Annotated in this window: 28 protein-coding genes and 1 pseudogene; 6 read left to right on the top strand and 23 right to left on the bottom strand. The window is 47.8% G+C overall.

Translation table 11 applies throughout. The annotated features are described in order from the left end of the window. Positions 1-26: 26 nt before the first annotated feature. The 13 genes and pseudogenes from A7983_RS01190 to A7983_RS01245 form a co-directional block, all read right to left on the bottom strand. Positions 27-950, bottom strand: coding sequence for an HAD family hydrolase (locus A7983_RS01190; RefSeq protein WP_237028201.1), 924 nt, complete (start codon positions 948-950; stop codon positions 27-29). A gap of 10 nt (positions 951-960) precedes the next feature. Beyond that, a complete protein-coding gene (locus A7983_RS01195; protein ID WP_039478126.1) occupies positions 961-1,941 on the bottom strand; it encodes a DNA-processing protein DprA in 981 nt (326 codons plus the stop codon). A 757-nt stretch (positions 1,942-2,698) separates the two neighbouring features. Then, complete coding sequence (locus A7983_RS01200; protein ID WP_005969943.1) at positions 2,699-3,034, bottom strand: ogr/Delta-like zinc finger family protein; 336 nt, start codon at positions 3,032-3,034, stop codon at positions 2,699-2,701. A gap of 308 nt (positions 3,035-3,342) precedes the next feature. Further along, positions 3,343-6,027, bottom strand: coding sequence for a DUF927 domain-containing protein (locus A7983_RS01205; RefSeq protein WP_005969945.1), 2,685 nt, complete (start codon positions 6,025-6,027; stop codon positions 3,343-3,345). Beyond that, a complete protein-coding gene (locus tag A7983_RS01210; protein WP_005969946.1) occupies positions 6,024-6,434 on the bottom strand; it encodes a hypothetical protein in 411 nt (136 codons plus the stop codon). Before A7983_RS01210 ends, A7983_RS01205 begins: the two co-directional genes overlap by 4 nt. Continuing rightward, entirely contained in the window at positions 6,421-6,657 is a 237-nt protein-coding gene (locus A7983_RS01215) for a hypothetical protein (RefSeq protein ID WP_005969947.1), read from the bottom strand. The genes A7983_RS01210 and A7983_RS01215 overlap by 14 nt, the downstream gene beginning before the upstream one ends. Continuing rightward, positions 6,650-6,832 (bottom strand): hypothetical protein, encoded by a 183-nt coding sequence (locus tag A7983_RS01220; protein ID WP_005969948.1) that lies wholly within the window; start codon positions 6,830-6,832, stop codon positions 6,650-6,652. Before A7983_RS01220 ends, A7983_RS01215 begins: the two co-directional genes overlap by 8 nt. Beyond that, positions 6,825-7,022 (bottom strand): host cell division inhibitor Icd-like protein, encoded by a 198-nt coding sequence (locus A7983_RS23805; RefSeq protein ID WP_005969949.1) that lies wholly within the window; start codon positions 7,020-7,022, stop codon positions 6,825-6,827. Before A7983_RS23805 ends, A7983_RS01220 begins: the two co-directional genes overlap by 8 nt. An 80-nt stretch (positions 7,023-7,102) precedes the next feature. Further along, positions 7,103-7,381 (bottom strand): annotated as a pseudogene (locus tag A7983_RS23810) (ash family protein); the annotation flags it as partial. Positions 7,382-7,471: 90 nt separating this feature from the next. Then, the gene (locus A7983_RS01230) at positions 7,472-7,981 is read right to left on the bottom strand and encodes a GPO family capsid scaffolding protein (protein WP_005969950.1); all 510 of its coding nucleotides are present in this window, start codon (positions 7,979-7,981) and stop codon (positions 7,472-7,474) included. A gap of 8 nt (positions 7,982-7,989) precedes the next feature. Then, entirely contained in the window at positions 7,990-8,988 is a 999-nt protein-coding gene (locus A7983_RS01235; protein ID WP_005969952.1) for a P2 family phage major capsid protein, read from the bottom strand. A gap of 37 nt (positions 8,989-9,025) precedes the next feature. Continuing rightward, the gene (locus A7983_RS01240; protein WP_005969953.1) at positions 9,026-9,883 is read right to left on the bottom strand and encodes a hypothetical protein; all 858 of its coding nucleotides are present in this window, start codon (positions 9,881-9,883) and stop codon (positions 9,026-9,028) included. A gap of 4 nt (positions 9,884-9,887) precedes the next feature. Further along, positions 9,888-10,106, bottom strand: a complete 219-nt coding sequence (locus A7983_RS01245) for an AlpA family transcriptional regulator (protein WP_005969954.1) — start codon at positions 10,104-10,106, stop codon at positions 9,888-9,890. A 970-nt stretch (positions 10,107-11,076) separates the two neighbouring features. Between A7983_RS01245 and A7983_RS01250 the strand changes: the two genes are divergently transcribed. From A7983_RS01250 to A7983_RS01260, 3 genes are read left to right on the top strand one after another with little or no spacing between them, the layout of a single operon-like run. Next, entirely contained in the window at positions 11,077-11,691 is a 615-nt protein-coding gene (locus A7983_RS01250) for a hypothetical protein (protein WP_005969955.1), read from the top strand. A gap of 22 nt (positions 11,692-11,713) precedes the next feature. After that, positions 11,714-12,511: a lysozyme inhibitor LprI family protein gene (locus A7983_RS01255; RefSeq protein ID WP_005969956.1), complete on the top strand. Its 798-nt coding sequence runs from the start codon at positions 11,714-11,716 to the stop codon at positions 12,509-12,511. Then, the gene (locus A7983_RS01260) at positions 12,508-13,311 is read left to right on the top strand and encodes a hypothetical protein (protein WP_005969957.1); all 804 of its coding nucleotides are present in this window, start codon (positions 12,508-12,510) and stop codon (positions 13,309-13,311) included. Before A7983_RS01255 ends, A7983_RS01260 begins: the two co-directional genes overlap by 4 nt. Before the next feature lie 249 nt (positions 13,312-13,560). Here the strand turns inward: A7983_RS01260 and A7983_RS01265 are convergent, their stop codons facing one another. The 3 genes from A7983_RS01265 to A7983_RS01275 all read right to left on the bottom strand — a co-directional run bounded on the left by A7983_RS01265 (position 13,561) and on the right by A7983_RS01275 (position 15,728). Beyond that, positions 13,561-14,352: an NPP1 family protein gene (locus A7983_RS01265; RefSeq protein WP_005969959.1), complete on the bottom strand. Its 792-nt coding sequence runs from the start codon at positions 14,350-14,352 to the stop codon at positions 13,561-13,563. A gap of 219 nt (positions 14,353-14,571) precedes the next feature. Further along, positions 14,572-15,333 (bottom strand): hypothetical protein, encoded by a 762-nt coding sequence (locus tag A7983_RS01270; RefSeq protein WP_005969961.1) that lies wholly within the window; start codon positions 15,331-15,333, stop codon positions 14,572-14,574. 128 nt (positions 15,334-15,461) lie between these two features. Next, on the bottom strand, positions 15,462-15,728 hold the full coding sequence (locus A7983_RS01275) for a hypothetical protein (protein ID WP_005969963.1): 267 nt from the start codon (positions 15,726-15,728) through the stop codon (positions 15,462-15,464). A 525-nt stretch (positions 15,729-16,253) separates the two neighbouring features. On the opposite strand from A7983_RS01275, the gene A7983_RS01280 reads away from it, so the two are divergent. Next, complete coding sequence (locus A7983_RS01280; RefSeq protein ID WP_005969964.1) at positions 16,254-16,793, top strand: C2H2-type zinc finger family protein; 540 nt, start codon at positions 16,254-16,256, stop codon at positions 16,791-16,793. A gap of 82 nt (positions 16,794-16,875) precedes the next feature. Here A7983_RS01280 and A7983_RS01285 read toward each other — a convergent pair whose 3' ends face one another. From A7983_RS01285 to A7983_RS01310, 6 genes are all read right to left on the bottom strand, one after another. Then, positions 16,876-17,463, bottom strand: a complete 588-nt coding sequence (locus A7983_RS01285) for an alpha/beta hydrolase (RefSeq protein ID WP_005969965.1) — start codon at positions 17,461-17,463, stop codon at positions 16,876-16,878. A gap of 38 nt (positions 17,464-17,501) precedes the next feature. After that, the gene (dbpA, locus tag A7983_RS01290) at positions 17,502-18,884 is read right to left on the bottom strand and encodes an ATP-dependent RNA helicase DbpA (protein WP_039478211.1); all 1,383 of its coding nucleotides are present in this window, start codon (positions 18,882-18,884) and stop codon (positions 17,502-17,504) included. 119 nt (positions 18,885-19,003) lie between these two features. Beyond that, positions 19,004-19,738: a molybdate ABC transporter substrate-binding protein gene (locus tag A7983_RS01295; protein WP_005969968.1), complete on the bottom strand. Its 735-nt coding sequence runs from the start codon at positions 19,736-19,738 to the stop codon at positions 19,004-19,006. Further along, positions 19,735-20,505 (bottom strand): ABC transporter ATP-binding protein, encoded by a 771-nt coding sequence (locus A7983_RS01300; RefSeq protein ID WP_005969970.1) that lies wholly within the window; start codon positions 20,503-20,505, stop codon positions 19,735-19,737. The genes A7983_RS01295 and A7983_RS01300 overlap by 4 nt, the downstream gene beginning before the upstream one ends. A 1-nt stretch (position 20,506) precedes the next feature. After that, on the bottom strand, positions 20,507-21,526 hold the full coding sequence (locus tag A7983_RS01305) for a FecCD family ABC transporter permease (RefSeq protein ID WP_005969972.1): 1,020 nt from the start codon (positions 21,524-21,526) through the stop codon (positions 20,507-20,509). Next, positions 21,523-22,587 carry an ABC transporter substrate-binding protein gene (locus A7983_RS01310; protein WP_005969973.1) on the bottom strand — a complete coding sequence of 355 codons (1,065 nt, stop codon included), beginning with the start codon at positions 22,585-22,587 and terminating at the stop codon, positions 21,523-21,525. The genes A7983_RS01305 and A7983_RS01310 overlap by 4 nt, the downstream gene beginning before the upstream one ends. Before the next feature lie 336 nt (positions 22,588-22,923). Here A7983_RS01310 and A7983_RS01315 point away from each other — a divergent pair, with 336 nt between their 5' ends. Both A7983_RS01315 and ypdK read left to right on the top strand, forming a co-directional pair. Next, a complete protein-coding gene (locus A7983_RS01315; RefSeq protein WP_005969975.1) occupies positions 22,924-23,949 on the top strand; it encodes an LLM class flavin-dependent oxidoreductase in 1,026 nt (341 codons plus the stop codon). A 375-nt stretch (positions 23,950-24,324) separates the two neighbouring features. Beyond that, positions 24,325-24,399, top strand: coding sequence for a membrane protein YpdK (gene ypdK / locus A7983_RS23815; protein ID WP_099606229.1), 75 nt, complete (start codon positions 24,325-24,327; stop codon positions 24,397-24,399). Between the two features lie 140 nt (positions 24,400-24,539). Here ypdK and A7983_RS01320 read toward each other — a convergent pair whose 3' ends face one another. Then, complete coding sequence (locus A7983_RS01320) at positions 24,540-25,388, bottom strand: prepilin peptidase (protein WP_005969976.1); 849 nt, start codon at positions 25,386-25,388, stop codon at positions 24,540-24,542. Positions 25,389-25,413 lie beyond the last annotated feature (25 nt).

Raw genomic sequence — 25,413 nt, forward strand, 5'->3', positions numbered from 1 at the left:
GATGAGTAATACTGTTTTACCAGAACCTAACGGGGGGTTTTATAAGTGGTTGTTGCGGTTTTGTGCGGAATAGGATTGAGGTGAATTGTGTTTAACTGATTTGCATGATCAATGTCTCTGCCAGAATTCCTAGCTGTTTGAGATTTTATTGACTGGGTATGTCTCAAAATAAGGTCAGGTATATAGTTTTTCCTGAAGCACTTACCAAATATAGAAATAGCCTCATCCATAACATTATTACCGAAACCTACTTTGTGACCGGGATAAACACTGACATAATTAATTCTATTGTGAACCCCACTAAAATATAAACTAGAAATCAAGGCTCCTGTCCAAAAATCAGGATGACCAAGGCCATGCTTGGCGGCAGCTTTTGCATCAGCAGAATACAAAGTATACTCTTCTTTCATTGTACTAAATGGTGCCAATGCATAAAACTGGAAGTCACCATCATGTATCTCATGACACCATAGATGATCTCTTAAACAAAATATATCAATAAATCTCGCTATGTCTTTAGGGGTAGAAAATTCAAAACCATAATCCGTTTTATGTGCCCACCAAGTCGCTCTCAAGAACAATAAATTCCCATTTACAGCTGTTTGCATATCATTTTCTGAAGCACCGATATAAACAGTTTCAATACTTTTCCAACCCATTAGGTCAAGGACATATTGCGTTGCTTCCTTTTTAGGCTTTCCTGGAATTTTCCGATCCGTTGACCTACATAGATAATGAAAATCCCCCCAACGAGCCTTTAACATTTCTTCAAGAGGGAATCTTTCTGAGCCTACAACCCAAGATCTATTCGTAAACACTACAAAATCTATATTCTTTGAGCGAAAATATTTAATTAACCTATCAACTTCAGAAAATATTTTCCCATCAACTTTACCATGCGGCACTAATATATCTTCAACACTAAGGATAACACCCTTTATTTTGCTCATTTCTACTTCCTTAGAGATCTAAGCTCTGCTGTATTGGCTGTGCTTTTTCGTAAGGGTCTTCATTCAAAATATATTTCACAATTTCATTTAATTTTTGTGGAACTTCGAAAGACTTCGCGTTTCTATGTTCTTCAGAAAATCTCAATTCAGGTCTATTTTCATATGTTTTGGGAAGAAATGGGCTAGCAATTTTTCTCGAATATTTGAATGCATACTCTACGGTATGAGATGTTCCACTTTTTATCTTCCACTCTACAGGAACTAAGGTAGTGCATAGTGCAGCTTGAATTCTATTACGTCTTACAAAATTTTCGGCACTGTAACCCTGATCAGGTAGATATTCACTAATTATAGCTCCACCGTTAGCAATAATCTCGTTGTAAAGTGAACGAGATCCTTTTGGATATTCAACAAAAATACCATTACCTAATACCGCTATGGTTGGAATACCATATCTGAGTGACTCATAATGACATGATTGATCTATACCTGTAGCTAAACCACTTACTGTCGAAACCTCTGTTCCATACAGGGCAGAAACGATTAGCTTTACTAAAAAAATACCATCATTGGTTGGTTTTCTAGTTCCGACAATTGCAATTGCTTTTTTATTTAAAACATTAACATCACCATGAATAAATATCCAAAATGGTGGGTCATTTATAGTTTTCAACAACGAAGGGAATGTCGATTGATCATAAAAAGACAAAGTTATCCCTTTTTTATTTAAATCCCTTGCTCTTTCAAGCCCTTTATTCCATAAATCTTGTTGGAAATCTTCCCAAGACATTTCCTCAGGCAATGAAACTCTTAAATAACTAGCCAAAGCATCAGCCGAAATTCCCTTTAAAAGATTTTTAAATCCCACTTTAGACTGATATATTTTTCTTAATGTCCAATACCCAACACCTTTCAAACAAGTTAATGCAAGAAAAGCAATGATTTCATTTTTCCAGAAATCTCTAACTTCAGCGTAATTTTTATCTTCCATAGTCATATTTGCCTTATGGATTACAACTTAATCGCAACTAATAAAGTGTTTATTCTTCACCACCGCTCTGTTTGAACATACTATACATAACATCTTGGTGCAGAATAGTGAAGTTTATCATATTACTTTTTATGAGTTTACTACATAAGAACACTTTCATTCTGCCCACCACACTCACTAATCACAAATATAAACATTTGAATGACAAAATCGGCACTACACCGCACCCGCCTGCGGTTTTCGGATCATAAAAATTTTTCAGTTTTCCTTTTCTACAAACCAACCCGCCAGGCCGCGCCATATCTGGGCTTGTTCGCTTCGGTGCCAACTGAAATCATTGAAAAGAATTTCAGCTTTTTTCAGTTTTGCCGTTTTTTGTCAGTTTTGAAACCCGCAAAAAATCACGCTATCTCTTTGAATTTAAAGACACGGTATTATTTTACGTGACGTGGAGAAAAAAATTAGACGGAGAAAGAAACGTGCTACCGTTCCAGCAATCCCTTGCAGGACGTGGCCTACAGATGAGTATAGGTGTTGGAGTCACTGAAAAACGTGAACAGCCAGGCACAAAAAAACCCAACTGGTGAGGTTGGGTTTTTTCATGACGCTTGGGATTCGCAGCCTCAGATAAAGCGCGGTTAATCCACCACTAACGTTGATGAGTGTAATTCCTATCTATAAGCATTACAACATCATGCTTCCACTAACAATCAACAGTTTAGTCCCTATCCACAGGGATAACAACAGGCCGTTACCTTTACCCAACTTTACGCCGCACCACAACCAGAGAACGTTCTGGTTCGTCCACGGCTTCGGCCTTTTTGTCGTCCTCCTGCGCCTGGTTCAGCATGTCGATCATCTCTTTGCGCTTCTCCGGTGCGATACCGTCTATCACGCTCTTAATCACATGCCCGTGGTTTTTGGCGCTGGGGCTGAGAGTATGCGAGAACGTCATGTTCATCACGAATGTATGCCCGCATTCCACATCCGCACAGGCGCAGTAAATATCTGAGATATGCGGATGTTTACGGTGAGTTTTCTTCACCGTGGCCACCGTGCCGCATTCAGGGCAGTAAACACGCATTATCCTCATGTCGCTCACTCCTTCCATTCTGTTAACCCCGCCCGCCAGAAATAAAGCCCTCACGGACGGCCATTTTTACTGTGTTTATCTTCTCTGCGCGTGGATACAGCGGTTACAGTGGTTACACGATTGATATAAAAGGGTTTTTACTGTAACCACGCCATTTTCACTACTGGTGACAGCGGTTACAGGTCGTGTTTTGTAACCTCTGTCACCACAGACTATTTATTCATGGTGACAACACCAGCCCTTGCCTTGCCTGCTTGTCACCTCTGTAACCGCTGTATCCTCAGAAAAATAAGATACGTGCGAGAGTATTAACCCAATACGCTGCTATTAAACTGGTACACCCACTTGACGCCTATTTCTGGCAGGCGGATGTTTTTCTGTGTGCGGCTGCTGCCCTCTGCCACATCCAGATAGCCCGCTCTGACACAAAGCTGTGCCACCTTCTTGGCATCAAACCCCTTGCAGATTTCTTTCCAACCCGATGACAGCACGTAAAACGTGGTGGCGGCATCCTCGGTGTTGTTGCCTTTCACTACCTGACGGAAACCCACCAAATTGGCCGGGCGGCTGTACTCGTTGTGCCAGTCGGCAAAGCGGCTGAACTGGTTACGGGTGATGAAGTCTTTCACCTGCTCCAGCGCGGCGGCTTCCTCCTGATTGGCCACATGCCCGCGATCGACCATCCACGCATCCAGACAAACTTTTGCCGCCCGCAGCGCTTCCCCAGCAGGCCAGCCGGTTATCCCCGCTTCGGTGGCCAGTTCACCCGCCATCGCGACCAGGGCAAAACGCGTGACCGCCCGCCCCACCTGGTTGCCTGCCTCGTGGGGCGTTAACTCGCGGGTGTAGGTTTTCAGCAGCGCTTTGGCTTTGGCCGTCATGCCGGATAAATCCGTTGTGAGGTGGCGCAGCCATTCGCGGAAGGCCGCGCCGTGGCATTCCGTCACCGCCTGTTCTAAATGCTCGGCCAGCGTCTTGCCGCCTGAAAAACCGTGCAGTTCTTCAAACACACCGTACTTGCCCGAATCGCTGGGGATTTGCACCATACGCACTTCCACACCGGCATAAGTGCGTTCTCCGGCGTTGGCGGCGTGTTCAACCAGTGATAGTTCTCCGGTGGAGAGAAACAGCAAACACCAGCGGTTCGTTTCCCTGACGCTGCCGTCCGTTCTGGCTCTGGCCTTACCCTGACCGTTAGCCAGCATGTAGGCGATATTTCCGGCTTCCCGTCCATCTACCTCACGGATTTCATCGAGCATTAACGTGGCATCGTTGCGGCGGCTGGCCGTGCCTTCCAGCGCATTGCCGGTTGACCGCCAGGTGTGCCAGAAGTCCGAACCGCCGCACACCGACGCCGCCACCTTCATCGTGGTAGTTTTGCCGTCCGTCGATTCCCCTTTCAGGTGATAGCCACCGCCCCCAACACCAACCAGTTTGAGCAACGGCGCGGCAAAGGCCAGACTGACGGAAAACGCCACGCGAGCATTACCGACGCAATACCGAGACACCTGATCGCGCCAGTCGGCCAACGTTCCCGCCGTGCGAAAATCCCGCCCCTGTACGCTGGATGTTTGCAGAATGACCGATTCCGCCCCCTCACCTATCACCTCGTCTTGAAGCACGTACACCGAACCGTGCCAGCCGGTTTTACTGACGCACGTCACCTTGCGATCTGGCTTGCACAAGGAAAGGTATTCCATCAGGTGTGCCCGTGCCTGGCCGTTGGTGTTGATGTACGACAGGCCATTAACCAGCAGTACGCGGCGCAGCTCTTCCCCGCTGCCGCCTAACAACTCCATCGGCATCGCCCATTTGCGGCTTATGCCGTTGGTGTCTTCCCATTCAAGTAAGCGGCCGTAGTTGCTGCCGTCCATATCGCAGGTGATAGCCGTCACCCGTACCGGGCTGCACAGTTTGATATTGCGAATTTCCGTATCGCCGTCTGACTTGTTCACCAGTTTGTCAAACCACAGGTATTCTTTAGTCAGTCGGAAGCCTTGCGGCAAGCGGGTCTTACCCTTGCCAAACAAAATCATTTCTTCGCGCAACGCCTCTTTGGTGCGCTCCTGGCCATGCTCCTGTCTGAAATCATCCCAATCGGCTTTATGGCGCGTCGGCGGTAACGTCACCCAGCCGTCTACTGCCTTGGCCGCTTTCTCAGCCCACTGTTTCCCGGTATTTTCCTTGCCGTCGTCAAAGTCGTTATCGCCAGCAATCACCAGCCGCACATCTGGCCAGTTCTGCCGGAACGCCTGCGCCACGTTCAGTAAATTACTGGCGGCGACAGCGGCTACCGTGACGCCCTCGGTCAGTGCCGCCACCGTCAGCGCGGTAGCGTAACCCTCGGTGATAGTCACCTGCTCCGGTGTCTCACTCGGCAACGGTTGCAGAGCAATAAAGCTGCCCGCCAGGGTGGAATTGGCCAGTAGCCGTTTATCCCCCAATGGGCTGATTAGCTGCGCTCCCGTTATCTGACCGTCGACGTCAGTCAGCGGCAGCAACAGCGAACCGGCAGGGAAAGCCACGCCGCCGCTGTGCTTCTCCTGGCGAGTCAGGGACAAGCCCTGCCCCGTTAAGCCTTTATTCATCAGATAGGCGCTTTCGCCGGTTTCACAAGTCGCCCACAGTGTGCGATAGCTGGCGCTGAACTGGCGGCGCTTTTCGGCTTCATCGGCTTCTTTCCTGGCGGGCGGGGTTGTCGGGTGTTGCACCTCCGGTAAGCCCAGAACGGACGCCACTGCATCGGCGGCGGTTTTGTTGTCGTCCCCGCTGACCAGTTGCACCAAATCCAGCCCGTCACCGTTGCCACACTGCGAACAAAACCACGTCCCGCGCCCGTCCTTATCATCAAAGCGGAAACGGTCTGTACCGCCGCATTTCGGGCAAGCGCCATGCTTGCCGTTGGCCGGAACCGTAATTCCCAGCGCCGGTAATATCTGCGCCCAGCGGTTGTTTGCTGCCTTCACCGTCTCGGAGAGTTTGGGTCTGCTCATTGTGCCGTCCCTCCCGTCATTAGCGTTTCCACCACAGTACCGGGTGGTAGTTCGCCATCCGTCGCACCATTCGCAATCTCCGCATACATGGCTAACAGACAGCGATAGCCATACGCTGACAGGCGCACAGCCTCACGCATAAAGCCCGGTTCAAGCATTTCATACAACGCCTGCGCCGCCATCGCTTGCCCCATCGCACAGCCGAACTGGTCGATATAGGGCGCTTCAATATGGCGAATGATGTTAATTGCCACCTTGTCGGCGGTCAGCGGAATATAGCTATCGTTCAGCACATAAACCGCCTGGCCATACTGGGTTGTCATTGCTTCAAGGAAAGCGCTGGCGATGTAATGGCGCAAAAGCGCCATTTTGAAAGCCGGTGAGGTCGGCAGGTTAATTGCGCTCATGGTTCACCCCTCCGGCAAAGAATTCACTGGTTTCTACCGCGCCGTTGAGTTGGTCACGAACACATTCAAAAATAGCGGCCAGGCCGTCTGAATTAAGAGGCTTACCAGGGTGATCGGCATGGTGGCGTAACAGCTCGGCCATGCACTCGCTGGCCTGTAAAGCACGATTTATACGCTCTTCACCATTCTGCGTGTAGCCACAAGGAAACTGAGCATTAGTCATGATCGCACTCCGCTACCGGCTGGTTAAAGGTGCGGTGCAAGCAGTCCAGCCGCTCTGACAGAACAAAGGTCAGCACCTCTTTCGCCTGGGGCTGATCCAGTTCAACCAGCGCATACGCCAGCGCCCGGCATTGGTCGATGATTTCTTCCAGATCCAACGGAGTGTTATCAAACATGACGCGCCCCCTCAATCGGCAGACGGCCAGCAAAAGCGAGCACATAGTCACGCGCCAGCAGACGACGGGCGCTGCGTTCATTCGGGGCAATAACGGTTTCACGGTGCGGAACGGCGTGAACATCAGCACGGCGCACAGCCAGAAATAAAAAGACAAATTCGGGGCGAGTTTGAATAGGGGTAGATGACATGGCGTCAACCTCCAGTGAGTAGTTAAAACACTACCACCAGAGTTTCCACGCTCTTGATTGGTGGTAGCCCAGACGGGGGTGGAAATACCGGCCTCACTGGACACCGGCCAGCCCGAAAGCTGCCCCGCCTGAGCCACCATTGATTCGGTACGGATCGGTGCCGTAAAAAATGGGTGTACAAAGGCTACGATACAAAAAAAGACGCAATCGGCGTCTGGTATCGCCAGTAAGTTACACGGGTTTCCACGCCCGGTTGCCGATTTTGCGGCAACGGGCAGACTATACCCCGCGTATTCTGGCGGCAGCAAGCAATTTTTATCCGAATCCCCGTGATTGACCGGGTGTGTTATCGCGTACATAGTGTTTCCTGCTCAGTGATGAGCCATGACGTTAGACGACAAGGGAGTGTTACCCGGTGCCTGCCGCACCGGGTATTTTTTTACCTGTGTTCAGCCGCCTGAAATCGCGGAATACCAGCCGGACGGCGACAGCGAAAACTGGCAGGGGATCGGCTGGCTGAGCCGGGCGCGTTTCCCCCGTCGTGAGAAGTACGCCCGATTAGCGCTAAAGCGGATGCGATCCGTTCCCACACTGGCGGGGCTATCCGTTACAGCCAACCCACTGAGATAAAACCGCCCCGCTTCGGGGAAATCCTCTTCAATCTCAATCGAGCAAAACAGCTTTTGCCCTTTCTCGTTGTAGCTAACCAGTTGTGCCGTGGGACGAATACGCACAAACAGCCGGGACTCGCCATCGATAACCTCATGTTTCGCGGCCAGCACTTCCCCCAGGTTATCGCCGGTACGCTTGTGTTCTCCCCAAATCAGCGCGGTATAACGTGACGGGTTGTAGGTCGCGCCCATGTCTTTTAGCCAGGTCGGATCGATATAGCGCCCGTCAATGGTGATGCCTTCGGTAGCCACGCAAAACCAGCCGGTGGTTAACTGTGAATCGTTCATGTACTCCCTCACGGTAACAACGTAATGGCCTGTTCATCGGCAGCGGCATACAGATAACCATCCCCCAGCGCGTAGCCCTCATTGCGCCAGTAGCTGTGCTCATACACGGAACGGTCATCCACGAATTCCGCCCGGAAATAGCGGCTGTGTTTTTGCGTGTAGACGTGCAAGTTTTCCAGCGTGGTCACGGCCAGTCGTTTACCCGGCATAAACGGTGGAACAAAGGCAAAACGTCCCGCTACAGAACTGGTGACCATCTGCGCAGCCGCGAGATCCGCTGGCCGGTCTGCCATATTGAATAGTCGTAGCCGTTCCGCAGCGGCCAGTTCTGCACCGACTAACACCACCAGGCGCGGATCTTCACGCAATCCCTCTGGTATCTTTTTGGTGATCAGATGATTGGCCAGTGCATCCAGATGCGGGAAATCGCCGCCATTTCCCAGCGTGATCGCATCAGCCAGCACTTGTGAGCCGCCGTTAAATTGTTTGGCAATGGCATGCCAGCCCAGATTGATATCTTCCCCTTTGGGGTATTTAGCGGGGTTGGTTTCGGGGCTGAGAAACGCGCCATTTAGTCCGATACGCAAAATATCTAACGCCATTGCGCGTTCAAAGAACGCCGCCACCGTCCGGGTGAAGTGATCAATACCGCCCACGTTGGCAATCAGTGACATTTGCGCATACGACAGCGACGCGCAGGAATCCGTTTCAACCAGCACATACGGCGTACCATTGACAGCCAGCGGCTTGTTAAATCGCCCTTCTAGCGCACGCCCGGTATGTAAGCTGCTATCACCAAGCGTGATCGCCTGGCCGGTTTCCTCCGCCATGTCCATCATGGTAATGCCCTGCGTCATCCAGCCAGATTCCAGCAAGGCAACGCGTAATTTATTTTCGGCCTCATCGGATATCGAAAAACTTTTTTTGTTACTGCTTAAATAATTTGCGCCGCGGGTGAAATTGCGATGGAATTCCCCCGCCAATGCTGGAGCATTAACGTGATGCATAAAATATCCTTTTATATAAATGTGGTAATACAGTGAATTACAGTGTGTCTCGCATCATTCTATTTTTATATTTTTCGCCCTTCACCATTTCTATCATTAATTCCACATAATCATTCACTGGCATGAGTTGGCGAAACAGCTCACCTTCATGACCGTAATACAAACGGCATAACTCAGATTTTTCGATCCCATTATTATTTAACTCATATCTTTCTATTGGGTGACGACATTTTTTAAAAATTTCCTCTACCGCTTTCTGTAATTCATCCATCGCTGACCAGGCATAAATATGGGATTGACTGCTTAGGCCGTTAGAATAGGAATCCATTCTATAGGCGTATGCAGGCAATGAGGCAACCGGCAATTTCTCCATCACCTTGTTCATAAAACCTTTGATGTTCTTTTTCAGCATGGCTTCCACAACAGGCCGCAGTAAACCTAATAACCCCTGCCGTGCCTGATAGATTAATTTAGCCCGTTCATAATTATCCAGCGCCCGTTCCCGCTGCACTTGCAATTGTCTCAATGCCTCTTTCATCGAGATAAGGCCTTGCCGGGTATAAGGCATATTGTGATTAGGATTATCCGCTTCACCGCCGTAGCGGAGAACGCCCTGATGGGCTTCATTAACCGCTTCCTGTGCCGCCTCACAAATCGCCGTACCACGCTCAATCAGGAAGTTGATTTCGTCCGGGTCACACATGTAGCTGGGCATGTTATAGCCCGTCAGCGTTTCCAACTCGGCTAATGAACGTTCCATTTTAAACAGGCGATAAATCTCAATGATGCGGATCGCATAACCGCCATCCCCGTATTTAGGTTCAAATGGAACCGGCTGATAAGCCGAAATGACATTCAAGGCTTTATCATATTTGCAGCGTTCTATTTTTTTCATTTCCTTACTCCGCACTTTTCCTATTTACCAGATTGCTATTAATCCAATCGATAATTTCCTGCTCCACCCATGCCACCGTTCTTTCCCCGATCGATACATTAAGCGGGAATCGACCATCCTTCATTCGATGATAAATCGTTGAACGTGGAAGCCCCGTTTTAGACATTACATCCTTCAGACGGATTAACCGTATCTCTTTGTTTTTAATCAATGAAGCATCCATAGCCATACCTTCCACACATTTATTTGAGATGCACGTTCCCTCTGAGATTAATTCAGATTCAAGAGGAGTTCGTAAGATGTATATAGATTTACATGGCGGGATTTTGTTGTAAATAGGGGTAATCAGGCGAGTATCACCATTCAAGTTAATCAAAAGCCCATATTTATCTATATATCGCTATATATCTCTATATTTAATAAAACTGGTTCATTAAAAATAAAAATGTAATTTTTTGTAATCGAGAATTTTACCAAGACTCCAACAAGATTTAGCTCAATCTCACTGGGTTCATAAATCCTCGCACAAAAACATTAATTCGTAAATGCACCTGGATTTCACTTAAAAGATGCCAGCCTGAATAAAGCTGGAATTTTGAACTATTGAATATAGACGAACATAAGTGAGTGTTAACTGGCTGTAAACTTATGTTCACAAAATGTATACTCGAATCGACCGAAATTCATTTTGTAAAGTTAGGTAAACAAAATGGTTAGATTAACCGGTTGCCAAAATGAAGTCAGAAGATCGCTTATGTATAAATGAATGTATAAATATTTATTCTTAATGAAAATTAATTCTTAAAAATCAGCATGATGATTTATATTATCGATTCCAGTCGGGGACACCATTCACACTTCTCAACACGCGTCGTAAACTCCACTTTTCCTTGTAAATTCATAAAATTAAGTCATGTTCGTCGTTAGCAGCACACAGCAATGTTGTATCAACGCCTAAATAAAAATAGTGCTCACTATCGACGTTGACCGAGAAGATTATCGACGGGTCTAATTTTGAAGTCAGGGTAAGCGCTATATTGTTCTGATAGGGTCTGAACATGATGAAACGTAGCAGACGCCCCCGTAAAGCATCAATAGTGACTTGAATAACAAAGAATATATACTTGCAACCATGAATATCCTTATAATATCAATAGGATTTATTCACTATTTGTAAGGAATGTGTGTTTATTATGAAACGGAGTTATATAAAAAGCATCATTTTGCCTTTTCTTTTTCTCTCCATCGGGGCATATGCGCAGGATTTCTCCACCTTTGTTACAGACTTCACTGCAGTGTTGCAAAAGAGTAAATTATCACAAAAAGACTACAATCAATTCATTGAACTGAAAGATTCACATTTTATCCCAGCCCATTATCGCGCAAACGTAGCGAAAAAAGATGCGAACCGTGATAAAAACAATAAAATAATGCTAAAAATGGAATCTGACTCCAGTTTTATCTTCACTGGTTCAAATGGAAAAGAAGCGTTTATTTCTTTTTTGCAAGAAATAAAAAACCTACCGCCGTCAGAAAAATATTTCGAAAAATCTTATACGAGTGCGGGTTCGGTTTTCGTTATGAATTACTATATGCTGTCATCCGGCATCATTAATATTCAGATGGACATCACTTCCCCTCCAGGCTTCAAGGGAATAGTCAGAAAACTCATTAACAAAGGGACGCCAGATCTTGAACAGGAAGCAGGCGAATTCGCTTATATTTATCGATTCTCAAATATAAATGGCATTTATAAAATGGTCGACGCGAATTCATATTCAGATAAACGAATCTGCGCGTCCTGCTAACACTATTTAAATGGAATTTAAAATGATAAAAATCATAACAAAAACCATATTATTAATAATTATTTCATCACACTATGTTAACGCAAATAATCTTGTATGTCGTAGTCCTCTCGTCATTCAATCACTAATAAAAGAAGATCAGGAGAAAGCACAACCTATCCGCGATCGGGTCTCTTTAGACACGATTAGAAAAATAGAATTTGAATATGATGTTATTATATCAAACCTCAAAACAAAAAATAATCTTAGCTGTGTTGGCACTGCAAAAATAAAAATCCCGGCAGACACGTTAAGTTTCTTAAAATATTACCCTATTAAAGATAATGCAGACCCTAAGGCAAAAAGCATTTACCGTTCCAATCTCTATCTTCATAAAAAAGGGGATGAATACATTGCATCGGATCGTGTGTATTACAATGTTCACATTGCTGATAACCAGCAAGAAATCAATATTACCTATCCACACGGTGAGCCAATTTCACAGGTGCTTTATGGTCTTGCCTGGTTACAGGAAAATTCGGCAAGGTTGGAAGAACAATCACCACGTTTTAAATATAATAAAGCAATTGTCGAGTTCAGAGAGGCTGATAGTGAGTTAAATACTTACTGGAGTAGCCTACCTGATTATATTAAAGGGAAATTAAAAGAAGATGCTCGGCGGTGGATAAAAAATAAAAATAAAAAATGCGGTGCAATAGAAACTATCGCGAATAAACCTCGTTCGATGGAAGAACATACAAAAATTTATACCTGTCAAAAACAAATGACCAAGGAAAGACTGACGCAACTTGGATTGATTGAAAACAAGGACAAAAAATGAAAAATATTCTTTACGCCATAATTGCAATTATCTTTTCCGCTACTTTAGCGTATGCAAAGAATGATTTTCAATGCAGCAATCCCAAAGCGGTTGAAGTCGTTAAAAAAACGTTTTCCGACCGCGCAAAATCCATGTTTTTTAAGTCTCCCTCTCAATCGGTTGATGCTGTAAACGTTATTTATTCTAAAATATCAACCCAACCACGCTGGGGAGAGGCGTTCTCATGCAGCCTTAGGGTTGAAATCCCAGTGAGTCAGGAGGTTGTCGATATCATTCTTAATGAAGATGATCTTTTGTACACAAAAGATGAGATGTATAAGATCGAAAATGATCTTTTCACTAAAACAGGTGAAAGCAGAGATAATAGACTCACCGACAACAAGATCGTCATTCCGTCCTTTGCTTACGACCTCAGCGTTCTTGATAATGGCAAGGAAATAAAAGTAGAAAAAGACACTTATGATGAACTATCCAGCGCGATTTATGCAGTTGCCTGGCTCAGTGAAAACGCAGAAAAAATAACAAAAACCGCACAAAATAAAAAACTTGCAAGCGAAAAGGACGAGTATCTTTTCTTTTTCACTGATGTATATGGAATATTGGAAGACGCCCCCGAAGACATGAAGAGAAAATTCCACGCCTCTCAAGAAACATGGGTTAAAGACAGAATTAAAAAATGCGGGAATATCGAATCGTTAGAGGCGAGTAATCTTTCAATCAAAGAGCAAATTCATGCTTATCGCTGCCATAATGCAACGATGAGTGAACAAGTATCGAGTTTAAATCCAAGTGAGGATTGATAATAACGCAGATATGGCTCCGGGCTATTGTTTCGTATTTTAGCAATAGCTCGGATATAAAATCCTCGTCCTATTAACTCACCAAGATGAGCAGCTAATCAACTATCGCTCGATTGTTCAGGGCGTTAAAGATAACTCTACAGAATAATATACCCATTCATAAATATATTATTCCAAAAAATAATTTTATCTTGCTGAAAAATACGACAATAGGGAGAGGTATGTTTGCTCACACCTCTCTTATCATGATTATTTCGATGCTGTTAGACTGGCAGCCGTAAATTCTGGATAACCTGCCGGACGACCATTATTCAGGTTAGTCAGAAAATTGTTGTCTTTGAGAGGAATCGAGGCTGACCCATAGTCAAACGCGTTTAATCGGTTTCGCAGTTCCTGATTATTAATGCCATCACCAGACATGGTGTACCAACTGATGATGTCTGGCGTTACAAATTTTTTATACGGGTTTTCCGCATTTTCATTCGCTTTAGAGAAACGGAAGGCATGGGTTAATGCCCCATCTTTGTGATAAACAAATTTCAGATGACCATCCTGTTTATCGATGCTCGCCGCATCTTTAGTCGTCAATTTTCCATGCGCACTGTAGCTACCATGCGTTACCACACCATTTTTAGTCCAAATAGCCACATGCTCCCAATCATGACGATGCCCTGAATTGACCCCATTCAGTATCTGGTCTTTTAAAAAATAGAGTGAATAGAAGCTACCACAATAGCAAGCACCACTAGAATTTACACAGGCGTATCGGTGCAATGTATTTGATGAGTCGAGAAAATTACTCCACCGGCACCCACCCGTTATATTTCCTGATGGTTTCAACCCTCCGTTCTGCACGCCATTACGACTGACTCCCGCGCTGGGAAGGCAGCCATCCGAATCAAAGTCAAATACAGGCGAAATTGCTCGCGCATCAATTCCTGATGGCAACGCCTGATTCAATTTAGGGAAATTATCTGCATATGAAGAAAAAGTGATGAATAACATTGAGAATACTAGCGTCGTTTTCTTTCCTGAAAGCATATTAACTCCTTTAGCAAAGGACAGTCCTTTTAAAGCCAATACCATCAATAGTCAAAAGTATAACCATGATGAAAGTGTAGGAAGGAATACTTTTAACAAGAAAGAAGAGGAAGTGAAAATCATTTATTTACAACAATATAATACTATATATTTAGCCTGCAAAATAATGCATGGGATTTATATATAAAAATCAGTAAAGATCCTAACCCGTTAGGATCTTTACTCGCTGACCACCTCATAATGCTGGTTGACCACATCAAAACGGTATTCCAATAGCACATCGCCTCCACCATGGGAATAGCAGTTCAGCGTAATGCTGCGGTTATCTACGCCGTTCTCAATATTCATATAAATTGGGGTCATGAAAAAACCAAACTGGCATTGCTGAAAATCAGGCTTAAGAACCTGATCGACATTGCCGCTCTTCTTATTGATCGCCTTGATTCCCTCAACAATCATCCCCGTATCACTGTTTTGATACACCCCAACGAAGCTATGCGTCGCCGTTTGCCCCCAGAAAGGGATATCAACCTGCCCTTCTAGCTTGGCGGGCTGTTCGCTATCGTCAAAGGATGCAACACGCCGTAAACTTACATCATAACGTGCCTTTCCGTTTGACCATTCGCCACGGAGCTCTTCCCCCATTTCCGTCAATTTAAACGGGCACTGGGTCGTATCGATACCGGACTTAACCCCCTGAATGATATATTTATCATAATCCTGCGGGGAATGGATTTCGCAGATTTCGAGCGACGTTTCCGAGAGTCGCCCATACAGGGGAATCGGCGCTCGGTATTTATCGTAAAAGTAGCTCCCCAGAAGATTTTTATCTTGGTCAGAGCTGTATTTCTGCAATGAAAAATGTACCGGATAAGGCCCAATGTGGCCTTCGTAATTGCTCACGACATACCAACCGGCATGCACTTCCCATGTTGCCGTCAACAGTCCACAGGTTATTAAGGTTGATACTGCTAATCTCATACATTCACCTTGTTTACCCGCCATACTTTAGCTGCATGTGCATTGGTTTTTCCGTAACTCGTGTTATTTAGTGCGTCAATCATGAAGCACCGTCGTTCAAAAATGACGAGCAGTTTCAGCGCGTCAATCTAATCATGGTGGCAGCAGGGACAGATTTCCACCTCAGAAACCGTCATAGCTGTTGTTCCCAGGCAATCCCATTCGACACGTACAGGCTGCACTTCTGGCTTCGAGTAGTGCAAATATTTATTAACCGGGGTTTCCGTCATACCGGTAATCACCTCAGTAGCGATAAGCTCATCACCGACAAAAACACGCGCTGTCGCCTGTGAGGCTTCTCGCGTTTCACCGGATTGCCGATACAAATAGTTAACCGTGAGTTTAATGCTAGACATAACGCTTCTTAACAGGGAAAAGACTAGGAAAACAGTGTATCGCGTTCACCTGCGCTTGTAGAGCACATCCGTTGCAAGCGCTATCGTAGGATGATGTTAATACCATGATAGTTTTACATTTTTTAAAAATAGAGGGGTTTAGTCACATAAAATCGCATAATTGGTAATCAAAAAGTTAAATCTTATATCTTTTGGATATTAATGAAGTATAAAAAACAGCCGATACCTTTTCTGATAGGGTGTTTTTTAATGCAATTGCATTTTTCATAAATAGAGTTTGGTATAAATACCGTTTTATATTAACTGTGTTCTGACTGAACCATTTCATTAGCGTCATCGTGTTGAAGAATAGGAAATTATACTCAGCAGATTGGTGACTCTTCCAAGGAAGATAATTAACCTGCTGGTGTTGGTGGCACGAATCTCAACAATGGTGGCATTACTGTATGTGGTTTTAACACACTGAAGTAACTCACTGGTAAAAACCATTACCAGCATTAAATAGATATAAGAAGGAGTTATACTGTGGTGATTCCAGATATTCAAATCGTGAGTACAACAACCCCGGCCACCATGCCACCTATTGGTGCTGCTGCCAATCCAACGGTTGTCGCCGCTATCAGTCCGGGGAATAAAACCGACACATCAGCAAACTCCGACTCTCAAAATATGCCAAGTTCGAACGAAAGTACGAAAGTTACGCTGTCGTCTCAAAAGAAACGTGCCACTGAAGAGAAAGATACCTCACCGCCGGAACAGATTAAGGCACAGCAGAAAGCCGCTACTGAACACTCTATGGCGATGACGGGTATTCCTTTGTACAACGGCAAGCTCATTTCAGTGGTTAAGTACCCAGATGGTAATTCTGAAATGTTTGATGCCTTTACAGGACAGCGTATCACACAAGAAGACCTGGCACTCATGGACGCACTTCATAGTTCTGATGGCGAACAGGTATTACATTTTGAGAGTAAAACGTCATACAGCAATTTGTCTGCAGCCGAAATTTATCAGCAAATTCAGGAAATGCTGCATGGTTCAGGCGATCAAGAAGAGCGGTCTTAATAACAACGAGATGCCAAGACAAATAAACAGATTGCCTTGGCATTAGAGAAAAATATAACGTTACCTTAATACTATAAGATAGCTACTTGATAGCAACCGGCCAATTAGCAATGAGCGCTTGCGCAAACTCAGCTAATCTTCTCAGGCCATATTCCCAGGGACCAAACCCCGCTTCTGCATTAATATGTCCGGCCTCGCCCACGTCAATCAACTCACTGTCCCACGCCTGCGCCCAGTATTGGGCGCGAGTGAAACTCATCAACGGATCGTTATGGCTGGCAAATGTCAGCGTAGGAACTGGCGGCGGCGCTGCCTGAATGCGATCGTCGATTTCAAAGCGCAGGGGTTCGGCAGGAGCCACCAGTATCACACCCGCGATCCCTTCCTGACCCTGTTGCGCAATATGGCAGGAAGCCAGTGCGCCAAAGCTGTGACCGATCAGAATCACAGGCTGTGTACAGACGCTAAGCTCACGGCGGATCGCCAACACCCATCGGTCCAGATCGGCCTGATACCATTCCCGCTGGCGTACACGATGCCAGTCAGGAAAACGCCGCTCCCAATGGCTTTGCCAGTGTTCGTCATCGCTGTCTCGCAATCCCGGCACCAGCACCATCGTTAGCTGCTGGCTCACTTCCGTCAGCCGCCGATCGATTTCTGTTGTCTGCATCCGCCCTTAACACTCCTGTCCGCTCTCTCAAACACCAGTCACTTTAACAATCTGGCCTTACAGCTTTTCCCTTTGATTTTGCCTTTCTGGAGCTGCTGCAGTGCACGTTTAGCACTGGCTTTACGGATAGCCACATAGGCATGCAGAGGGAACATATCTATTTTCCCGACTTCTGCTGCCGTTAATCCCGCATCGCCAGTTAACGCGCCGAGGATATCGCCGGGACGGATTTTGGCTTTTCTGCCACCATCAATGCATAGCGTCATCATCTCAGGTTCGAGCGCAACCTCACCGCTGCGGCTAATTTCATCCGCCGGTGTCCATTTAATTCGCATACCGAGATAATCTTCAATCAGATTAGCGCGATTCATTTCCTGTGGCGTACACAGGCTGACAGCCAGCCCCTGCGTGCCCGCGCGGCCTGTTCTGCCAATGCGGTGTACGTGAACTTCAGGATCGAAAGCCAGCTCAAAATTCACCACCAGCGCCAACTCTTTGATATCGAGACCGCGAGCCGCAACATCGGTTGCGACCAGCACACGGCAGCTACGATTAGCAAAGCGAACCAGAACCTGATCGCGGTCGCGCTGTTCCAGATCACCATGCAGCGCCGATACGCTAATTCCGCGCATGTCCAGTGCGTCAAACACGCTCTGGCAATCACGTTTCGTGTTGCAGAACACCACGCAGGAGGCCGGTTGATAATGGCTCAGAATGGCAATCAACAGCGGCAGGCGTTGCTCTTTCGTCGTCTCATAGAAGCGTTGTTCAATAGCCGACTCTTCGACATTATCTGCAATCTCGAAACGCTGCGGCTGGCGCTGAACGCGGGCGCTGATCTGTTCGATCTCTTCAGGGTAAGTAGCGGAAAATAGCAATGTTTGACGCTCGGACGGTGTATAGGAAATCACATCATCAATGGCGTCAGTAAACCCCATGTCCAACATGCGATCCGCTTCATCCAGCACCAGCACTTTCAGGCTATCCAAGGATAGTGACTGCTTGCGTAAATGATCCTGAATACGTCCTGGCGTCCCGACAACGATGTGCGGTGCGTGAACCAATGAATCGAGCTGCTGCCCCATCGGCTGACCGCCGCACAGTGTCAGAATCTTAATGTTTTGTGCAAAACGCGCCAGACGACGCAGCTCTTTGCTAACCTGATCGGCCAGTTCACGCGTCGGACAGAGTACCAGCGCCTGTGTCGTAAAGTCACTCACGACAATACGATCCAACAGCCCAATGCCGAATGCCGCCGTTTTGCCGCTACCGGTTTTCGCCTTGGCCCGCACGTCTGCGCCGCTCAGAACGGCTGGCAACGTCGCCGCCTGGACTGGCGTCATGTCGGTATAGCCCAGTTCATTAAGATTGGATAACTGCTCTGCCGGCAGCGCGAGGGAAGAAAAAGAGGTTGTACTCACAGTGATTACTCTACCAAGGACGATATAACGAAGGTGACGCCGAGTCAAAAAGCGGCGCAGATATGCCGCAATCATAGCAGAGTTCGCCATCGTTGGCCGATTTACCTCCCGTTAGGCTATTAAAACAACGAGGCAAATCCTTTACTCACCAAAAAACCCTGTCCTTCGGGTGATAAAAGGTAGTTCGCCAGCAGCCGTGCCTCACGTCGAGCCGGCTTCATGATGGCCAACATGTACTCGGCATCAATACGATAGGGATCGGGTAGGTGAACCACGTGCAGATCCGGTTGATTGAGCAGCAACGGCAGATAGCTGGCATAGCCAATGTGCATATCGCTCTGTCCGTTACGGATCAGGTAACTACCCGCCGTCATACCGGCAGGAATGGCATGGTCTAGCCCCCCGCCTACCAACGGTTTAGCCTTGTCCCGCAGTTGATTTCCCCATCCACGATGCAGACGTTCGATGCGATCAAAGAGTTGAAGCGCATAATCCCCGCCGGGATCACTGCCGGGCGTTGAGGTAGAAAGCACAAAACGTGGGTCAAGCAGCGCCATCAACCAGGATTGCGTGGTGAGTTCAGGCACATTACGCATGACGATGCAAAGATGGTTGCGCGTAAACACGGTGGTTTCCTCCGCCAGCCCCAGCATCTTCAAGCGTAAAGGGTGCGCGCAGTTTGCCGATGCAAAAATATCCGCCGCGTCACCGTGCAACACCTTTTCACTCAGCAGTCCCGCTGGGCCGAAAGTCGGTATCACCTCCACCGCGTAACGTTCACTGAATGTCGTCAGCAAAGGCGCAAACGCGAGGCGCAGGCTGCCAGCGGCATACAGGCGCAGAGGGTCGGTCACGGTCGCTCCGTCATGGTTAATATCGGTATCAACGCACGATACGGCTGCGGTGCGATTTCAACACAAACCTGCCGTACCGGGATGCCGTACAAACGCGACAAATTAGCCTCAGTCAAAACCTCGTCACTGCGGCCATAAAGATAATGCTGATTATCCATCAGGAGCAGCGCCTGCTCGGCAATGGCTAACGCGTGGGAAGGGTCGTGCGTGGTCAGCAAGATACTCAGATGCTGCGTTCTAGCCAGATCAGCCAATAGCCGCAGCACCTGCGCCTGATTTTGTACATCAAGCGCCGCCATCGGCTCATCCAGAATCAGCGTCTGACACTCCGACGCCAATGCCCGTGCGATTAACACAAGCTGTCTCTGTCCACCGGACAGCGTGCTAAATTCACACTCGGCAAGCGAGGCGATTCCCAGCAGGGTCAGCGCATTCTGAGCCACGCGGATATCATGGGCTGAGGGCATCGCAAACAGCCGAACACGCGCCGCGCGCCCCATCAGTACCATATCCAGAACGCTATAGGAGAACGGTGGGGTAAATATCTGTGGCACAAAACCAATGCGTCCCTCGCGCTGAATCGTCCCGGCAAGTGGCGATAAGTGGCCCAGTAAGGTATTCAGCAGCGTGGTTTTTCCTCTGCCATTCGCCCCCAGAATTGCCGTAACCTCGCCTTCCCGACAGCATAGGTTCAACGGTGAAAAAAAGCCCCGTCCCTGTTGGTAGCCATACACCAGTTCCTCTGTCGATAACCTGATTTGAGGCATGCTAGCGTCCCCCGCCCTGTCGCTGTGTTTTATACAGCAGCACAGCAAAAAGTGGTGCACCGAGTAGCGCCGTCAGAATGCCCAATGGAATCTCGGCTTCGCTGAGATTGCGAGCCAGATCGTCTACCAGCATCATAAATCCCCCGCCAAGCCACAATGACACTGGCAGCAAGCGACGGTGGTCGGCTCCCACCAACCTACGTGCGATATGAGGGATCACCAGCCCAATCCAGCCGATGCTGCCGCTAACCGCTACCTGAGCAGCCACGATGGCGGCACACAGGCTCAAAATCAGCCAGCGCAAAGGTTGTACGACGACACCCAGCGCACGTGCGTCCTGCTCCCCCATCGACAACACATTCACGTGCCAGCGCAGCCGCAACAGCAATCCCCCCGCGAGCGCTAATGGCACCGCTAGCGTTATCAGCGAGTTCCAATGTGCGGTGGCAAAGCTGCCCAGCAGCCAGAACACGATACTCGGCAGTTTCTCTTCGGTATCCGCCAGATATTGCATCAGGCTGACCAGCGCGCCAAAGAAGCCGCTGAGGATGACGCCCGCCAGAATCAGGATCAGTACGTTCTGCCTGCCAAATGCGGCAGCCATTACGAAAATCAGCAGGAGCGCCAACATGCCGAAGGTAAATGCAGACAGCAGCAAGAGCAGCGGCGTCCAGCTTAATAAAATTGCCAGCGTGCCGCCGAAAGCGGCGCCAGCGGAAACGCCAATAATATGTGGATCCACTAGCGGATTACGAAAAACGCCCTGCAGCGTGGCTCCACTCAGCGCCAGTGCCGCACCAGCACACCAGGCCAACAGCACGCGGGGTAAGCGTACACTCCACACCACCTGCCGCTCGATATCACCAAGTAAAGGATTACCGCCAGACAGTGGTTCAATAAGGATCTGGATGATGCGCCACGGGGATAAGCTAAAATGCCCTATCCCCAGTGAGCACACGGCAATCAACAGCGTGGACACCACCACCGTCAGCAGCGTGATCCGATAGGTGCGATAACTCATTGCGCCGCAGAGGCTTCTGCACGGTAGTCCATGCGATAGAAGCGCTGGTAATACTCATCGGCAGCTTTTTGCATATCGATATCAGCGAAGCGTTCGGGATACAGCTTTTTCGCCATCCACAATTCGCCAATCGCTAACGCTTCCGGCATCGGATAACCCCAGGCTTTGGCGTATTCCGGCATCAGATACACGCGATGCTGCTTCACCGCATCAATCGCCTGCCAGGCGGGATCGTTGACGATCTGCTTCACAACATCCGGGTAGCGATCCTGCACAAAAATAACCTGTGGGTTCCAGGCCAGTACATTTTCAATCGATACCTGTTTGAAGCCTTTTATCGAGGCTGCCGCCACGTTCAACGCTCCGGAATGCGACATCATCAGGCCGGTATATTTTCCTGAACCGTAGGTTGTCAGATCTGGGTTAGCCATATACACGCGGATTCGCTTTTCTTCTGGGATGGAATCCAACCGTGCGCTAACGCTTTGCCGCTGCGTAAAGGTATAGTCAATCAGCGCTTCCGCCTGCTTTTGACGTTCAACCACTTCACCAATCAGCCGAATTCCTGCCTTGAGCCCTTCGTTATACGCGGTGTTTTCATCACCCATGGTAGGATTGATCTTATCGGCTTCTCCCGGCTGGTCTTGACGTAGCGAGATCGCCACAACAGGAATCCCCGTCCGCTCAATCTGTGAAATCATTTCTGGCGGTGCATAGTTAGCCACAAAAACCACCTGCGGCGACAGCTTCAGCAGGCTTTCAATATTAACCTGCGTGAGATCTCCCGGCATCGGTAGATCCGCTAAACGCGGTGCCAGGCGCAAGTAATGCTCGCCCAACTGTTTCTTCCAACTGGACAACACCCCAACGACGCTCTCCTGTGCATCCAACTGCACCAGTAAATTTAGTGTTTGATGCTGCAACACCACCACGCGATTAACATGGTCGGGGATCGTCACATCGCGCCCCAGTTGATCGGTGACCTGACGCGCTGCCCAGGCGTTGGAAAACACCAAAAACAGCCCGGTAAGCCACAGCGTGTAGCCAAATTTCTTTATCATGTTCGTATCCTGATTTTCGCTATATATAAAATAATACAGCGTAAGTGAGAAAGAAAATACTGATCTCGCTCATAATAATATTTGGATACCAACTTCGGGGTAGATAAGCATGACAGCGTTTTACCCTAAAGGTTATTTATGGGAAAAAAACAGAAATTATCCGATCAACACGCCATTTACTCTGCAAGCAATCACTCAGATAAACTGAATTATTACGTTAAAAAAATGACATTTATTCTCATTATTAATCGCGTAGAGTGATCGCACTATTGCGTTATGCCTTGCTACACGCGCACCTATGCTAAATATTTCGCTGAATATAAGGATAAATACCCTATGAAAAAGATTGGATTTTTATCATTTGGCCATTGGACACCGTCGCAGCAGTCCGGCACACGTTCAGCGGCAGATGCATTACTGCAATCCATCGATCTTGCTGTCGCGGCAGAAGAGTTGGGCGCTGATGGCGCTTATTTCAGGGTGCATCATTTTGCCCGCCAACTGGGCTCACCTTTTCCACTGCTGTCGGCGATTGGCGCGAAAACCCGCAGTATTGAAATTGGTACAGGCGTCATCGACATGCGCTACGAAAATCCGCTGTATATGGCTGAAAACGCCAGTGCCGCCGACTTGATATCTGGGGGACGCTTACAGCTCGGCATCAGCCGGGGTTCCCCTGAGCAGGTGATCGATGGCTGGCGCTATTTTGGTTATCAGCCTACAGAAGGTCAGTCTGAAGCTGATATGGCACGACATCATACCGAGGCACTGCTGGATGTGCTGCGCGGAGAAGGGTTTGCAAAACCGAATCCGCAGCCCATGTTCCCGAATCCACCGGGTCTGTTGCGCCTGGAACCCTATTCTGAAGGGTTACGCGAACGAATCTGGTGGGGAGCTGGCTCGAATGCCACGGCAGTATGGGCAGCGAAACTGGGAATGAACTTGCAAAGCTCTACGCTGAAGGATGATGAAACTGGCGAACCTTTTCATATTCAACAAGCACAGCAAATTCGCGCGTACCGGGCAGCCTGGGCTGAAGCCGGACATGCACGCACACCTCGCGTCTCCGTCAGCCGGAGTATTTTTGCACTGATGGATCAGCGCGATCGCGCCTATTTCGGCGGGAGCAGTAACGATAGCGATAAAGTCGGTTTTCTCGATGAGAAAACGCGCGCGATTTTCGGACGCAGTTATGCTGCCGAACCAGAAGCACTCATCCAACAGTTAAAACAGGATGAAGCGATTGCCGAAGCAGATACATTATTGCTGACTGTGCCGAATCAACTCGGTGTTGATTATAATACGCATGTTATCGAGGCAATTCTGAAGCATGTTGCGCCTGCGATGGGATGGCGGGATTAGCCTCGTCGCCTAAATCATTAGCCTGATGAGCTCGTGACAATACCGTCACGCGAGACGTTAACTCGAAGATAACGTCGCCAAGAGTCGGGGGAATAAGGTACGATTTTTACCGTAATTCCCCCGGTTTTTCCTACCGCTGAAACGACGCAACGCTTTTTAATGCTATTTTAAAAATATAGTGTCTGGACCTCTTGAATTCCCCCCCTAACTCGGCGTAAATTTAGCGCCGATCCCGTCATAACTAGTGTGATTCTGGTGATGACAACGGGAAAGATTACCCTTCGGTGATATAACCAACAGCGTAATTATTTCCTTCCATAATAAAACGCACAATCGGGATCGTTGCTGGCGTGGTTTCTGCTGGAGAATAAATCGGTGAAGTATTTTTTTATGGGTATCTCATTCTGCTTAGTCGTTTGGGTGAGTACCTTTATGCTGATGGTAGAATAACCTGTCATTTGCCCGGCAAAGATGTATTCGCTGAAGGGCACACACAGAGATAAAAAAGGCTGATGGTATTGATACCCTCAGCCTATTTTTATGCCTTTTATTCGCCTCGAATAATGATTCGGCCATGTCTTTGCCATTATCTACAGATTGAACCCATTCATTATCAGACTAAACACGCCGCCAAGTGCCAGCCAGGGGCCAAAGGCCAACGGTTTATTCGTCTCTTCTTTACGCAATCCACGCCAGACGAGCGTCACAACCAACCCACTCAGCGCCGCCACCAAGACGAGATTCGGCAATGCCCGCCAGCCTAGCCAGGCGCCCAGCGCAGCCAGTAACTTAAAATCGCCGTACCCTAGCGCCTCTTTGCCTGTGGCATATTTAAATACCCAATAAAGTAACCACAGTGACAAATAACCAGCTATTGCACCTACCACCGCATCGCCCAATAGGACAAACGTTTCCGACAGATTAAACAATAACCCCACCCACAGGAGCGATAGCGTAAGCACATCCGGCAGCAGCAGCGTTTTTATATCAATAACGGTCAATACCAACAGGAAAGACAGCAGAATCAACGCTCCCCACAGCGCCATACCGGGCGGCCATAGCAAACCCGCCGTTAGAAAAACCAGCAGGGTGATCGCTTCCACCAGCGGATATTGCACAGACACGGGCTGATGACAGCAGCGAGAGCGACCGCGTAGCCACAACCAACTGAACAGCGGGATGTTATCTTTCACCGCAATAGCCTGCTGGCAATGTGGACAAGCCGAAGGCGGCCACCACAGGTTATAGCGAGTACTATCACGACTGGAATCCGTCATTCCCGCCTGAAGATCGGTGTCCTGCTGCCAACGCCGTTCCAGCATAATTGGCAGGCGATAAATCACTACATTCAGAAAACTGCCAATAATCAGCCCCAACACGCCTAGCGTGCAAAACCACCATGCTGGAAAAACCAGTGCAAATTCCCTCAAATCGTCCACGTTAATCCCTGATTATTGATAAAGA

The organism is Pectobacterium wasabiae CFBP 3304 (genome assembly GCF_001742185.1).
In the GTDB taxonomy this organism is placed as follows: Bacteria; Pseudomonadota; Gammaproteobacteria; order Enterobacterales; family Enterobacteriaceae; genus Pectobacterium; species Pectobacterium wasabiae.